Here is a 14,586-nt window from a genome sequence, read left to right on the forward strand (position 1 = left end):
ACATTCGGTTTACAATTGTCCTTAATCATAATTCTAAAAAGTTTTTAAGTAATTGTGTGCCAACATCAGCCGATTTTTCTGGGTGAAATTGTGTAGCGTAAAAATTATTGTGCTGTATTGCTGTTGCAAATGGTTCTATATAATTGCAAGTTGCAATAGTTTGTTCATTTTTTTCAGCATAATAACTGTGTACATAATACATGTCGCTTTCGGGTTTTATATGTTGAAAAAGTTCGCCTTTTACTTCAGCAAAACTATTCCAACCGATATGAGGTACTTTCTCTTTTGGTGGAAATTTTTTCACTTGTGTATTAAAAATTCCTAAACATTTGGTGTCACCTTCTTCACTATAATCACACATTAATTGTAAGCCTAAGCAAATACCAAGCATAGGTTTTTCGATGGATTTAATGACGTCGTCAAGTCCTTTGTCTTTTAAATATTTCATAGCTGAACTCGCTTCTCCTACACCTGGAAAAATAACTTTATCAGCATTTAATATCTCGGTTTTATCATCTGTAATCATACTCTCATAACCTAAACGATTGAGAGCATTTTGGACAGAACGAATATTACCTGCATTGTATTTAATAATTGCAATCATAAACTTCCTTTTGTGCTTGGTATTGAAAAATTATTGGTCTTTGAAACTGCCATTTTTATAGCTTTAGCAAAGGCTTTAAAAATGGATTCAATCTTATGGTGTTCATTGTCGCCTTCAGCCTTAATATTTAAATTGCATTTAGAGGCATCGCTAAAAGATTTAAAAAAGTGCATAAACATTTCTGTTGGCATTTCTCCAATCATTTCACGTTTAAATTCTGGTTCCCAAACCAACCAAGGTCTGCCTCCAAAATCGATGGCAACCTGTGCTAGGCAATCGTCCATTGGTAATAAAAAACCATAGCGTTCAATACCGCGTTTGCTTCCTAAAGCTTCAATAAAAGCTTCACCAAAGGTTATGGCAACATCTTCTATGGTGTGGTGTTCGTCTATTTCTAAATCTCCATCCACTTTTACAAATAAATCGATATTTCCATGTTTTGAAATTTGTTCTAACATGTGGTCAAAGAATCCTAATCCTGTAGAAATATTACTTTTTCCAGAACCATCTAAATTAATGTCAACCTGAATATCAGTTTCATTGGTTTTTCTAACAACGGTTGCTGTTCTTGGAATTGCTTTGAGATAGTTATAGATGTCTTCCCATGAGGTGGTATTCAAAATGGCATAATCGCTACCTTCCGAATTCATGTAAATGCCTTTACTTCCTAGGTTTTTAGCCAATTCAATATCTGTAGCTCTGTCGCCAATGACAAAAGAATTTTTTAAATCGTAATTGCCGTGAATGTATTTGTTAAGTAAGCCTGTTCTTGGTTTTCGAGTTGGTGCATTGTCTTCAGGAAAACTTTTATCAATTAGTATTTTTGAGAATTCTACACCTTCATTTTTAAAGGCTTGAATGATTTTGTTTTGTGCTGGCCAAAAGGTGTCTTCAGGAAATGAATCCGTTCCTAAACCATCTTGGTTGGTTACCATAACGAGCTCGTAATCGAACTCTTTTGCGATTCTTGATAGCCATTGAAAAACACCAGGATAAAATTCTAATTTTTCTAAACTATCGAGTTGAAAATCGATTGGTGGTTCTATGACTAATGTGCCGTCTCTGTCTATGAATAAAACTTTTTTCATTATTTGGTTGTATTGAGACTTGACAGGTTTTTAAAACCTATCAGGTCTGTTAGTGCTTTTATTAATTTCTTATTCTCTTCAGGTCTTCCTACCGTTATTCGAATAGAATTTTTAACTAGGCTGTTTCTATTTCTAGTAATTACTTTTTGATCCACTAAGTTTTGGTATAATTGATTAGCGTCTTCAACTTCAACCAATAAAAAATTTGCATCAGATGGATATATTTTTTTTATAATGTCTAAGGTTTTCAATTCTTGAATCAATAGCGCTTTCTCATCAAGAATGATTTGCTTATTGGCTTCAAAATCTTTTCGATTTTCTAAGGCTTCAATAGCAGCAGTTTCATTTAACTTACTAATATTGTATGGCATCTTAACATTATTGAGTAATTGAATAATCTCGTCGTTAGCATATGCAATTCCTATTCTTGCAGCTGCTAAAGCCCAAGCTTTACTAAATGTTTGGATAACGATAAGGTTAGGATAGGCTTCAAAAGAATTTTGCCAAGATTGCTGATCACTAAAATCTGCATAAGCTTCATCAATAATTACAATACCCTTGAAATTTTTTAAGATGAATTCAATGTCTGATTTATTAAAACAATTCCCTGTAGGATTGTTTGGTGAGCAGATGAATATGAGTTTTAGATTTTCATCTTCGAAATATGATGTTAAATCATTTCTGTTAATCTGAAATTCATCATTTAGCGGAAGTGTTATTAATTCAATATCATTGATGTCTGCAGCGACTTGATACATGCCAAATGTTGGTGTAAACGTGAGTGCTTTATCTTTTCCTGGATTGCAAAAAATGCGATAAATAAGGTCTATAATTTCGTCACTACCATTTCCAGCAAATGTATTGTTGTTTGCTATGCCATTATATGCTGTTAGCTTTTGTTTTAGGTTTTTTTGATCCGAATTAGGGTAGCGATTCAAAGTGCCAAACGGATTTTCGTTGGCATCTAAAAATACACCTTCATCACCTTTAAATTCATCGCGAGCGCTAGAGTATGGCTTAAGCGCCAATATATTTGGTCTAACTAAGGTCTTTAAATCAAACATTGTTTATCTGTTTTAATCTTAATGTTACGGCGTTTTTGTGTGCATCTAATCCTTCGGCTTTAGCCATTAATTCTATTGCAGGACCAATATTTTTTATGCCTTCTTTATTTAAATTTTGAAACGTAATTTTCTTTACAAAACTATCTAAGGATACTCCACTGTAATTTCTAGCATATCCATTTGTTGGTAAGGTATGATTAGTGCCACTTGCATAATCTCCAGCACTTTCGCAACTGTATTTTCCTAAAAATACAGAACCTGCATTTGTAATGTGTTCTATATAATCTGAAGCATTATCTGTAGCAATGATTAAATGTTCTGGTGCATACAAATTACTGAATTCGATGCATTCGTTTATTGAATTTAATTGAATAGCACGACTTATTTTTAAGGCTTTTGAAGCAATGGCTTTTCGAGGTAATTGGCTAAGTTGTTTGTCTAATTCTGCGATGGTTTGATTGATAATATTTTCATCATCTGATACTATTATCACCTGACTATCTGCTCCATGTTCTGCTTGTGACAATAAATCTGCTGCGACAAATTCTGGATTACTCGTTTTATCTGCGATGACCAAAACCTCACTAGGACCAGCAGGCATATCTATAGACACTCCTTGTTGTTGAATCAATTCTTTTGCCTTAGTCACAAATTGATTTCCTGGGCCGAATATTTTATATACTTGTGGAATGGTTTGTGTCCCATAAGCCATTGCGGCAATAGCTTGTGCACCACCAACTTTGTATATTTTTGAAATACCAACAAGATTTGCGGTATATAAAATGGCAGGATTTATATGGCCTTCCTTATTTGGTGGAGAACATAATATAATTTCTTTACAACCTGCTAATTGAGCCGGAATACCAAGCATTAAGATTGTTGAAAATAGAGGAGCAGAACCTCCAGGAATGTATAAGCCTACTTTTTCAATTCCAACAGATCGTCTCCAGCATTTAACGCCTTTTGTGGTTTCAATGATTTGTTCTTTTTCTTTTTGACTTTTATGAAATGTTTCAATATTCTGCTTCGCTAAATTGATGGCATTTTTCAAATCTTGAGGTATTTGATTTTTTGCAGTTTCAATTTCGTTAGCATCAATTTGAATAGTATCTAATTTCGTTTTGTCAAATTTCTCAGCATATTTAAATAAGGCCTGATCCTTATTGTTTTTAACATCTTTTAGAATGTCAATTACAATATCATCAAGATCTTGTTGTTCTAAAATGGGACGCTTTACTAGCGTATTCCAGTCTGATTTGTTTGGATTTTTATATACTCTCATTATAGCACCATTTTATCAATAGGAACGACTAAAATACCTTCTGCTCCTGCGTTTTTAAGGGCGTCAATATTATTCCAAAATTTTTCTTCTTCAATTACAGAGTGTAATGAACTCCAGCCTTCTTGTGCTAGAGGTAGTATTGTTGGACTTCTTAAAACCGGAAGAATTGCAGTGACTTCATCAATCTTAGAAGTTGGTACGTTCATTAAGACGTAGCGCGAATTTTTTGCTCTTAAAACCGCTTGGATTCTGAATATGAGCTTTTCTAGAATAGCTTCTTTTTCCGCATTAAGATTGCGATTTTTTGCTAAAACGGCTTCGGATTTTAGTATCACTTGAGTTTCCCTTAAACCATTTTTAAAAAGTGTGCTTCCAGAACTTACGATATCACAAACACCATCTGCTAAGCCAATATTTGGAGCAATTTCTACCGAACCAGAAATGACATGAATGTCGGCTTCTATATTGTTTTTCTTTAAATACGTCTGAAGTGTGTTAGGGTAAGAGGTTGCAATTTTTTTTCCATTGAAGTAAGCGGCTTCATCGATTTCAATCCGCTTAGGAACAGCTAGTGAAACTCTACATTTGGCGAAGCCTAGTTTTTCAACGACTTCCGCTTGTTTCTGTTTTTCAATTAGAATATTTTCACCAATAATAGCGATATCTACAACACCATCTTCAATATATTGTGGGATATCTGAATTTCGCAAATACAAGACTTCTAAAGGGAAATTACGTGCTGAAACTTTCAGTTGATCTTTTCCGTTGTCTATTTTTATACCACAATCTTTTAAGAGTTCTAGAGAGTCTTGGTTTAATCTTCCGCTTTTCTGAATAGCAATTTTTAATTTATTCATTTTTAGTTTTTTAAATCTGAATAAACCAAACGTGTAGAACTAAAAAACCCGTCTGAATTTATTCAGACGGGTTTTGAAATATTTTTAAATTACATATATCAATTCCTGCTCGCCTGAATGCAAGTATGAAAATGATGATGATGTAATTGACTTAATGTCATTTGTTTCTTATTTGAGAATCAAAGGTAACATTAATTTTTAATTGAAGATACTATTCAAAAATCATTTTCAAAATTTTAACATCATTTAGGAAACTTAGCTCTAATGTTATCCAAACACAGATTATGAATACTACCTATATGCGAATGTTCTTTTCCTAAATCTGGTTTATAAGTTCCTGCTTGTACTTCGCTTCCAATTTTTTGATAAGCCTCTCTAAAGCTCATACCTTCTACGACTAAATTATTAATGCTGTCTACGGTGAATAGGTATTGGTATTTCTCATCAGTGAGGTCAATATCCTTGACGATGATTTGCTGAATGGAATAATTAAAGATGTCCAAAATATCTTTTACATCTTCAAACGCATTGATGATGTTTTCTTTCAACAATTGAAAATCTCTGTGGTAACCACTTGGTAGATTATTGGTGATTAATAGCATTTCAGAATGTAAGGCTTGAATTTTATTACACTTACCTCGAATCAATTCGAATACATCAGGATTTTTTTTGTGTGGCATGATGCTACTTCCTGTGGTTAATTCATCTGGAAATGTGATAAACCCAAAATTCTGACTCATATACAAGCAAATATCCATGGCAAAACGTGCCATTGTATTACATAAGCCTCCTAAAGCACTGGCGATAGCACGTTCGCTTTTTCCTCTACTTAATTGTGCAGCAACCACGTTATATTTTAGTGTAGAAAACCCTAATTCTTTGGTGGTAATATTCCTATCTATAGGAAACGAACTGCCGTAACCTGCAGCCGAACCTAATGGATTTTGGTCTGCAATTTTTGAAACTGCATTCAGTACATACACATCATCAATCAACAATTCAGCATAAGCAGAAAACCATAAACCAAAAGAGGAAGGCATGGCTACTTGTAAATGTGTATAGCCTGGTAATAATTGTGTTTTATGTGTTTCGGCTAAATTTAAAAGCGTATCGAAAAACGTTTTTGTTTTACTGTTTATGATTTCAAGATTCTCTTTGTAGTAGAGTTGAAGGGCTACTAAAACTTGGTCGTTTCTAGAACGTGCGGTGTGGATTTTCTTTCCGACGTCGCCTAAAGTTTTGGTGAGTTCATGTTCAATTTTAGAATGTACATCTTCAAATGAATCTTCAATGATAAACGTACCATCTTCAATAGATTTTGCTAAAATATTTAATCCTGATTTTAATTGTTCTAACTCTTCTGAAGTTATGATTCCGATGGATTCTAACATCACAGCATGCGCTCGTGAAGCTTCTACATCATATTTTGCAATATGCATATCGATTTCTCTATCGTTGCCGACGGTAAATAATTCTATTTTTTTATCTATTGAATAGCCTTTGTCCCACAATTTCATACTTATTCCTGCGAAGGCAGTAATCTCTGCCTTCATTATTTAGTTAATAAATTTAGACCTGCTAGGTTGAAAAAACCTGCTAGGTCTATTATCTTTTTATAATACTTTCTCTAACAATTTAATATACAAATCAACACCTTCTTCAATTTCGGCTAGATAAATAAATTCATCAGCCGTGTGCGAACGTGTGCTATCTCCAGGTCCTAACTTTAACGACGGACAAGTTAAAACCGATTGGTCAGAAAGCGTTGGCGAACCATAAGTTTCTCTGCCTAATTCAATTCCGGCTTTTACTAAGTCGTGATTAATAGGAATAGAAGACGAATTTAATCGTAAGCTACGTGGTGTAATGCTTGAGCAAGGTGATTTCTGAGTTAAAATATCCGCAATTTCCTGATTTGAGTATTTGTCATTCACGCGTACATCGATGACCAAATCAACTTCTGCAGGAACCGCATTGTGTTGCTTACCAGCATTGATTTGGGTGACCGTCATTTTTACATCACCTAAAACTGGTGATTTACGTTCAAACTTATAATCTTTAAACCAATTTAAAACTGCAATAGTGTTGTAAATTGAATTGTCATTATTAGGGTGTGCTGCATGGCTAGCGGTTCCTTTTACTTTCGCATCAAAAACAACTAAACCTTTTTCAGCAACGGCAAGATTCATTAAAGTTGGTTCGCCAACAATAGCGACATCAACTTTAGGAATAATAGATAACATGCTATTTAATCCGTTTGGTCCACTGCTTTCTTCTTCTGCAGAAGCCACAATGACTAAATTGTAGTTGAGGTCTTTCTTATTATAAAAATACGTGAAGGTGGCTATTAAAGAGACCAAGCATCCACCAGCATCATTACTTCCTAAACCATATAATTTACCATCTTCAACAATCGCCTTAAAAGGGTCTTTTGTGTAACCGTTGTTTGGTTTTACGGTATCGTGATGTGAGTTCAATAATAAGGTGGGTTTACTCTCATCAAAATATTTGTTGGTTGCCCAAATGTTATGATTGTTTCTTTTAAATGGTATGTTATGCGATGTAAACCAATTTTCAATAAGCAAAGCGGTGTGGTCTTCCTCTGACGAGAATGACTGTGTTTCTATGAGTTGTTTTAACAAGTCAATGGCTTCTGTAGTAAGGCTTTCTATCATTTTGTGATGGTTGTATGTTTGTTGTTGGTATTGAAAAGCATGTCTGATTTTCCGATACAAACTTTTTGAACGTTTTGATTTATAGCATGAAAACAGTTGTCTAATTTCGGTAACATGCCTTCGAATATGATATGGTTATCTTTTAATGCTTTATAACTTTCTGTGTTGATGTTTTCAATGACAGAATCATCATCTTCTACACTTTCTAGAACACCATTTTTTTCAAAACAATAATATAATTCGGTGTTGAAAATAGACGACAAGCCAATGGCTAATTCAGAAGCAATCGTGTCTGCATTTGTATTTAGTAATTGTCCGTTTTCATTATGAGTTATAGCGCAAAAAACAGGTGTGACATTGTTACTTAGTAATATATTTAATACCACCGTATTTACTTTTTTCACATCACCAACAAAGCCATAATCAATGGTTTTAACAGGTCTTTTTTCTGAAACAATAGTATTGCCATCTGCACCAGAAAGTCCAATGGCATTGCATTGATTAGCTTGTAATTGCGCTACTATATTTTTATTGATTTTTCCAGCGTAAACCATAGTGATAATATCTAAAGTTTCAGTATCAGTAATGCGTCTACCTTCAGTCATCTTTACAGGAATATTCATTTGTGTTGCTAACTTTGTGGCTAATTTTCCGCCTCCATGAACTAAGACTTTAGGACCTGCAATAGTTGAAAAATCTTTAATGAAGGTGGCTAGTGCGTCTTCATTATCGATAATATTTCCTCCTATTTTTATGATTTTTATTGTTTTCATCTCGTGCTCGCGAAAGCGAGTATTTTTTGTTTTAGACCTGTCAGGTTTTAAAAACCTGACAGGTCTAGAATTACAATGCTTCCAAAATCTGCTTCAATACAATTTGTGCAGCATACGTTCTATTATTCGCTTGCTTGATTACCACAGATTGTTGACTATCTAAAACGGTATCTTCCACCACAACATTTCGTCTTACAGGTAAACAATGCATGAATTTGGCGTGACCTAATTTGGCTTTTGTCATCATCCAATTTTTATCTTGATTATTAACTTTTCCATAGTCTTTGTAGCTACTCCAGTTTTTTACATAGACAAAATCAGCATCTTTTAAGGCTTCATCTTGGTTGTAATTTATTGATGTGTCTTTAGTGATTATTTCATTTAATTCGTAGCCTTCAGGATGCGTAATGGTTAAATCTACTTCTAAATCTTGCATCATTTCTATAAACGAATTTGCAACTGCTTGCGGTAAAGCTTTTGGATGTGGTGCCCAAGACAACACGACTTTTGGTTTTACTTTTTCTGCAAGTTCGGTAATGGTAATAGCATCAGCCAATGCTTGTAAAGGATGCGCAGTAGCACTTTCCATATTTACAATGGGTACTGTTGCATATTTTTTAAAGTTATTGAGAATGTATTCCGATTCGTCCTTAGCTTTATCTTGTAACGTTGGGAATGCTCTTACAGCAATGATATCTGCATATTGAGAAATAACACGCGCTGCTTCTTTAATGTGTTCAGATTTGTCAACGTTCATAATGGTGCCATCCTCAAATTCTAAATTCCAAGCGTCATTCACGTTTAAAATCATCACTTCCATACCTAGGTTTTTTGCTGCTTTTTCAGTGCTTAATCGTGTTCTTAAACTCGAATTGAAAAATAGCATGACTAAGGTTTTGTGTTTTCCTAAGTCTTCAAATTCAAAAGGATTCATTTTTAATAAAATGGCATCCTTAATGATTTCAGAAAGGTTAGAAATATCTTTTATTTTGGTGTAGTTTTTCATCTTTAATAGGTCTCGACTGCGCTCGACCAGACAGTGAATTTGTCTCCTCGAGCGCAGTCGAGGGGTTTTAATAATCTAATATTTTTAATTCTTTTTCTAAAGCGTCAAAAAATACATCGATGTGTTTTTTCTGAATGGTTAATGGCGGAAGTATTCTAATTAAATTAGGGTTCTTTGCACTTCCTGTAAATATATGATGGTTAAAAATTAATTTTTTTCTTAGTTCTGAAATTGGAAAATCGAACTCTAACCCCAACATTAAACCACGTCCTTTAATCGATTTTAAATGTGGTAATGACTTCGCTTTTTCTTGAAAATATTTTGAAATATTTTTAGCATTTTCCATTAATTGTTCTTCTTCCAAAACTTCTAAAACCGAAAGTGTTGCTGCACAAGCCAAATGATTACCGCCAAATGTGGTACCTAATAACCCAAAAGATGCTTTAATTGAAGGATGGATTAAAATACCACCTACCGGAAAACCATTTCCCATGCCTTTAGCTATAGAGATAATATCTGGTGTGATATTATGTTTTTGAAAAGCAAAAAAGTCGCCAGTTCTGCCAAATCCAGATTGTACCTCGTCTGCAATAAATGCTGTGTTGTATAGTTTGCAAAGTTGTTCTAGTCCTTGATAAAATTCCGTTGTACTTTGGTCCAAGCCACCAACACCTTGGATAAATTCTACGATGACTGCGCAAGTTTCGTTTTGTTTTAAAATGGTTTCAACCGTGTCTAAGTCACCTAATTCTACAAAATCAACTTTTTGTTGCGCATTAATTGGTGCAACAATTTTAGGATTGTCAGTTGCTGCAACAGCAGCTGACGTTCTACCATGAAATGAATTTTTAAAGGCTAAAACTTTCTTTTTACCATTATGGAATGATGCTAATTTTAAAGCGTTTTCATTAGCCTCAGCGCCAGAATTACATAAAAATAATTGGTAATCTTTGCAGCCAGATACAGCTTCAAGCTTATCTGCTAATTCAACTTGTAATGGGTTTTGAATTGCGTTACTATAGAAGCCTAATTTTTCAACTTGATTAGAAATTGCTGAAACATATTTTGGATGGGAATGACCAATAGAAATTACTGCATGTCCACCATAAAGGTCTAAGTATTCTACATTTTTATCATCATAAACGTAAATATCTTTTGCGCTTACTGGTGTGATATCAAACAGTGGGTAAACATTAAATAAACTCATATTTGTTCTTCTTTAATGGTATTGATTTTATTAAAAGAAGCGACCATGCCTTGGATTAAAGATGAACTCAATCCTTTGTGTTCCATTTCATTTAAACCTTGAATTGTACAACCTTTAGGTGTGGTTACTCTATCAATTTCTTCTTCCGGATGATTGCCGTTTGTAATTAATAAATTGGCAGCTCCTTCACTGGTGTACATGGCTAATTCTTGTGCTTCTTTAGCGTCAAAACCTAATTGTATTGCAGCTTGTGTTGTTGCTCTAATTAGTCGCATCCAAAAGGCAATGCCACTCGCGCAAATCACCGTTGCTGCTTGCATTTGAGATTCTGGTATTGCTAAGGTATGACCTAATCTATCGAAAATAGCTTCGGCAATTTTAATACGTTTAGCACCTTTTTCATTACTACACATACAAGTCATAGATTTACCAACCGCAATAGCTGTATTTGGCATGGCTCTGATGATAAATTGGTCAGTCCCAACGATACCTTCGATTTTAGGAATTAGAAAACCTGTAATCGTTGAAATTAAAACGTGTTTTTCTGTTAAATACGGTTTAACATCGTTTAATATGTTTTCGAAATGTCTAGGCTGAATAGCAAATATTAAAATATCAGATTGCTTTACTGCTTCAATATTGTCGGTTGTTAATATGACGTTTTTATAGCCATCCAAATCTTGAATATCATCCAAGTTTCTTTTGGTTAAATAAAGAGTCGTTATGGCGTTGTTAGTGATGAGCCCTTTTGCGATGGACTTTCCTAAGTTTCCTGTTCCTATGATTGCTATTTTCATGTGTTTAATGTTTTAAGACCTGTCAGGTTTCAAAAACCTTACAGGTCTATAGTGTTTATTAAAAATAATTTGCCTTTAATTGTAATCCTTCAGTTTCTTCAAAGCCATACATTAAATTCATGTTTTGAATTGCTTGTCCAGAGGCACCTTTTAATAGGTTGTCAATAATACTTGTAACCAGTAATTTATCGTTGTGTTTATGTAAATGAAGGATGCATTTATTCGTGTTTACCACTTGTTTTAAATGAATGTCTTCATCAGAAATAAAGGTAAATGCAGCATCTTTATAAAACTCCGTATACAATTGTTTTGCTTCTTCTAAACTGCCTTCATATTTCGTATAAAGTGTTGCAAAAATGCCTCTTGAAAAATCACCACGATTCGGCATAAAAATGATTTCAGAATTAAAATCTGATTGTAGCGCATTTACGGTTTGATTAATTTCTCCTAAATGCTGATGTGTAAATGCTTTGTAGTGTGAAAAATTATTATCTCGCCAAGTGAAATGTGTTGTCGCAGATAATGAAGTTCCTGCACCAGTGGCACCAGTTACAGCATTTATGTGTACATCGTTTTGTAAAATTTCGGTTTTAGCTAAAGGTAATAATGCTAATTGAATGGCCGTAGCAAAACAACCTGGATTAGCAATATAATCGGCTTTTTTAATCGCCTTTTTATTTAATTCTGGTAAACCATAAATAAAAGTTTTTGCATTGAAAACTTCATCTTTAGTTAATCTGAAATCATTACTTAAATCAATGATTTTAGTGCCTTCAGAAAATGTATTTTGTTCTAAAAATGCTTTTGAATTGCCATGACCTAAACACAAGAAAAGCACATCAACATCTGGATTGATTTCATTTGAAAACACCAAATCAGTTGAGCCTAACAAATCTTGATGCACCTTACTAACTTTGTTTCCTGCGTTAGAAGTACTGTAAATAAAATCGATTTCTACTTTAGAGTGATGAATCAATAATCTAATTAATTCTCCTGCTGTGTAACCAGCGCCTCCAATGATTCCTATATTTAATTTTTTCATTGTGCTAACATTTTGAGACCTACGAGGTTTTGAAAACCTGTGAGGTCTTATTTAGTTGTTTACTTGCTGATAAATCTTGTTTTGATTGCCAAATATTTTAATAAATCCTTTGGCTTCATCTGCTGTCCAACCTTTATTTTCCTCACCATAACTTCCAAACTTCGCACTCATTAAATCGTGTTTAGATTTTATGCCATCTAGCGTGAAGTGGTAAGGTTTTAACGTTACAGTTACATCACCAGAAACTTTGTCTTGACTACTTTGTAAAAAGGCTTCCATGTCTCGCATTACTGGGTCTAAATATTGCCCTTCGTGTAAATGCATGCCATAGAAATTAGATAAATAATCTTTATGTTGCAGTTGCCATTTCGTTAAGGTGTGTTTCTCTAATAGGTGATGGGCTTTTATAATAATTAAAGCAGCTGCAGCTTCAAAACCAACACGACCTTTGATACCTACAATAGTATCGCCAACATGAATATCTCTGCCAATAGCATAAGCAGATGCTAAGTTGTTCAGCACTTCGATATTGACTTCGGGATTATTTTCTACACCATTTAAAGCTACTAATTCACCTTCAGAAAATGTAAGTACTACTTTCTCTGGGTCTGTATGTTTTAATTGTGATGGGTAAGCGGATTCTGGTAATGGTTTTTCAGACGTTAACGTTTCTTCTCCACCAACACTCGTTCCCCAAAGGCCTTTGTTTACTGAGTATTTTGCTTTGTTCCAAGACATGTCGATGCCATTTTCTATGAGGTAGTCAATTTCTTGCTGTCTGGTTAATTTGCCATCTCTAATTGGTGTAATGATTTCAATTTCTGGTGCTAAGGTTTGAAAAATCATATCAAAACGCACTTGGTCATTTCCTGCGCCTGTACTACCGTGTGCAATATATTTAGCATCTATACTTTTGGCGTATTGTACAATTTCAATGGCCTGAATAATACGTTCGGCGCTCACAGATAAAGGGTAAGTGTTATTTTTTAAAACATTTCCGAAGATTAAATACTTAATCACTTTATCGTAATAGGATGCAACCGCATCAATATTCTTGTATGTTGAAACACCCATTTTATAGGCATTGCTTTCAATAGTTTTAATTTCTTCTTGAGTAAATCCACCAGTATTCACACTTACGGCATGAATATCATATCCTGCTTTACTTAAACTTACTGCGCAGTAAGAGGTATCTAAGCCTCCACTATATGCTATAACTAATTTTTTACTCATCTTTTTTGTCTTTTATTAAAAACATATTCTGTTTTATCAATTTTAATCGTGTCCATACTTTTTTGTCATAAGGACGTGTTTTAGGTTTTGATGCTTCAGCTTTAGAAGGATCATATAACATTCCTGTGCATAAGCACATTTTTTGTTCTGTTCTCGTTAATACATCGAAATTTTTACATGTTTGACAGCCTTTCCAAAAGGATTGATCGTCTGTTAATTCTGAAAACGTCACAGGTTTGTAACCCAATTCGCTATTCATTTTCATAACTGCCAAACCTGTGGTAATACTAAAAACTTTTGCATCTGGAAATTTGGTTCTAGAATGTTCAAAAATGACTTTCTTAATTTGTTTAGCAAGACCTATATTTCTAAAATCTGGATGAACAATTAAGCCGGAATTAGCGACGAATTTCCCGTGGCTCCATGCTTCGATATAGCAAAAGCCAGCGAATTTATCACCTTCTAATGCAATGACAGCATTACCATTTTCCATTTTGGTAATGATGTATGCTGGTTGACGTTTTGCGATGCCAGTACCTCTAACTTTAGCAGCTTCAGCAATAGTTTCGCAAATAATATCTGCGTATATGCTATGTGATTTATCAGCAATAACAATTTTCATTGTAATTGATTTTTTAATTATAAATTGACTTAATTTTTGTTTCTGAAAGGAGAACCGGACTCACCTAAGTTCTGTAAATAGAAGTGTACCCTTACGGGCGACGATTATGGGTACAACGTAAAGTATTTCGATTTGAAAAGGAAAGTACTAAAGCGGAAAATATATATGATAGATTGTTCAATGTAAAAAAATAAAAGATTAACTAAATGGTTTTAAGTAGTGCCATTAGCGACGTCGCATGTTTAACAACAAGCGTGTGGGTCTTTCGATTCTATTTTTTTGACTTAACATAGTGTAAATTTATAATTAATATTTAATATTCGTCGCAACGCGTGC

14 protein-coding genes are annotated in these 14,586 nt (G+C 34.0%); all 14 read right to left on the reverse strand.

All coding sequences use genetic code 11. The annotated features are described in order from the left end of the window. Nucleotides 1-25 precede the first annotated feature (25 nt). The gene (gene hisH, locus DFQ10_RS03250) at nt 26-604 is read right to left on the reverse strand and encodes an imidazole glycerol phosphate synthase subunit HisH (RefSeq protein ID WP_115815978.1); all 579 of its coding nucleotides are present in this window, start codon (nt 602-604) and stop codon (nt 26-28) included. Next, a complete protein-coding gene (gene hisB, locus DFQ10_RS03255; RefSeq protein ID WP_115815979.1) occupies nt 601-1,692 on the reverse strand; it encodes a bifunctional histidinol-phosphatase/imidazoleglycerol-phosphate dehydratase HisB in 1,092 nt (363 codons plus the stop codon). Before hisB ends, hisH begins: the two co-directional genes overlap by 4 nt. Continuing rightward, complete coding sequence (gene hisC / locus DFQ10_RS03260) at nt 1,692-2,756, reverse strand: histidinol-phosphate transaminase (RefSeq protein WP_115815980.1); 1,065 nt, start codon at nt 2,754-2,756, stop codon at nt 1,692-1,694. Before hisC ends, hisB begins: the two co-directional genes overlap by 1 nt. Further along, the gene (gene hisD / locus DFQ10_RS03265; protein WP_115815981.1) at nt 2,749-4,038 is read right to left on the reverse strand and encodes a histidinol dehydrogenase; all 1,290 of its coding nucleotides are present in this window, start codon (nt 4,036-4,038) and stop codon (nt 2,749-2,751) included. The genes hisC and hisD overlap by 8 nt, the downstream gene beginning before the upstream one ends. Then, nucleotides 4,038-4,895: an ATP phosphoribosyltransferase gene (gene hisG / locus DFQ10_RS03270; protein WP_115815982.1), complete on the reverse strand. Its 858-nt coding sequence runs from the start codon at nt 4,893-4,895 to the stop codon at nt 4,038-4,040. The genes hisD and hisG overlap by 1 nt, the downstream gene beginning before the upstream one ends. A gap of 242 nt (nt 4,896-5,137) precedes the next feature. Further along, nucleotides 5,138-6,412, reverse strand: a complete 1,275-nt coding sequence (argH, locus tag DFQ10_RS03275) for an argininosuccinate lyase (RefSeq protein ID WP_115816431.1) — start codon at nt 6,410-6,412, stop codon at nt 5,138-5,140. A gap of 96 nt (nt 6,413-6,508) precedes the next feature. Further along, nucleotides 6,509-7,570, reverse strand: a complete 1,062-nt coding sequence (locus DFQ10_RS03280) for a M20 family metallo-hydrolase (RefSeq protein WP_115815983.1) — start codon at nt 7,568-7,570, stop codon at nt 6,509-6,511. Continuing rightward, nucleotides 7,567-8,343: an acetylglutamate kinase gene (argB, locus tag DFQ10_RS03285; RefSeq protein WP_115815984.1), complete on the reverse strand. Its 777-nt coding sequence runs from the start codon at nt 8,341-8,343 to the stop codon at nt 7,567-7,569. Before argB ends, DFQ10_RS03280 begins: the two co-directional genes overlap by 4 nt. Before the next feature lie 70 nt (nt 8,344-8,413). Beyond that, nucleotides 8,414-9,349, reverse strand: coding sequence for a Rossmann-fold NAD(P)-binding domain-containing protein (locus DFQ10_RS03290; RefSeq protein ID WP_115815985.1), 936 nt, complete (start codon nt 9,347-9,349; stop codon nt 8,414-8,416). A 67-nt stretch (nt 9,350-9,416) separates the two neighbouring features. After that, a complete protein-coding gene (locus DFQ10_RS03295) occupies nt 9,417-10,556 on the reverse strand; it encodes an aspartate aminotransferase family protein (RefSeq protein ID WP_115815986.1) in 1,140 nt (379 codons plus the stop codon). Next, a complete protein-coding gene (gene proC, locus DFQ10_RS03300) occupies nt 10,553-11,353 on the reverse strand; it encodes a pyrroline-5-carboxylate reductase (protein ID WP_115815987.1) in 801 nt (266 codons plus the stop codon). The genes DFQ10_RS03295 and proC overlap by 4 nt, the downstream gene beginning before the upstream one ends. 58 nt (nt 11,354-11,411) lie before the next feature. Then, nucleotides 11,412-12,395 carry an N-acetyl-gamma-glutamyl-phosphate reductase gene (argC, locus tag DFQ10_RS03305; RefSeq protein WP_115815988.1) on the reverse strand — a complete coding sequence of 328 codons (984 nt, stop codon included), beginning with the start codon at nt 12,393-12,395 and terminating at the stop codon, nt 11,412-11,414. Between the two features lie 51 nt (nt 12,396-12,446). After that, nucleotides 12,447-13,628, reverse strand: coding sequence for an argininosuccinate synthase (locus DFQ10_RS03310; RefSeq protein WP_115815989.1), 1,182 nt, complete (start codon nt 13,626-13,628; stop codon nt 12,447-12,449). Further along, entirely contained in the window at nt 13,621-14,250 is a 630-nt protein-coding gene (locus DFQ10_RS03315; protein WP_115815990.1) for a GNAT family N-acetyltransferase, read from the reverse strand. The genes DFQ10_RS03310 and DFQ10_RS03315 overlap by 8 nt, the downstream gene beginning before the upstream one ends. Nucleotides 14,251-14,586: the final 336 nt, after the last annotated feature.

Source organism: Winogradskyella eximia, from assembly GCF_003386165.1.
GTDB lineage: Bacteria > Bacteroidota > Bacteroidia > Flavobacteriales > Flavobacteriaceae > Winogradskyella > Winogradskyella eximia.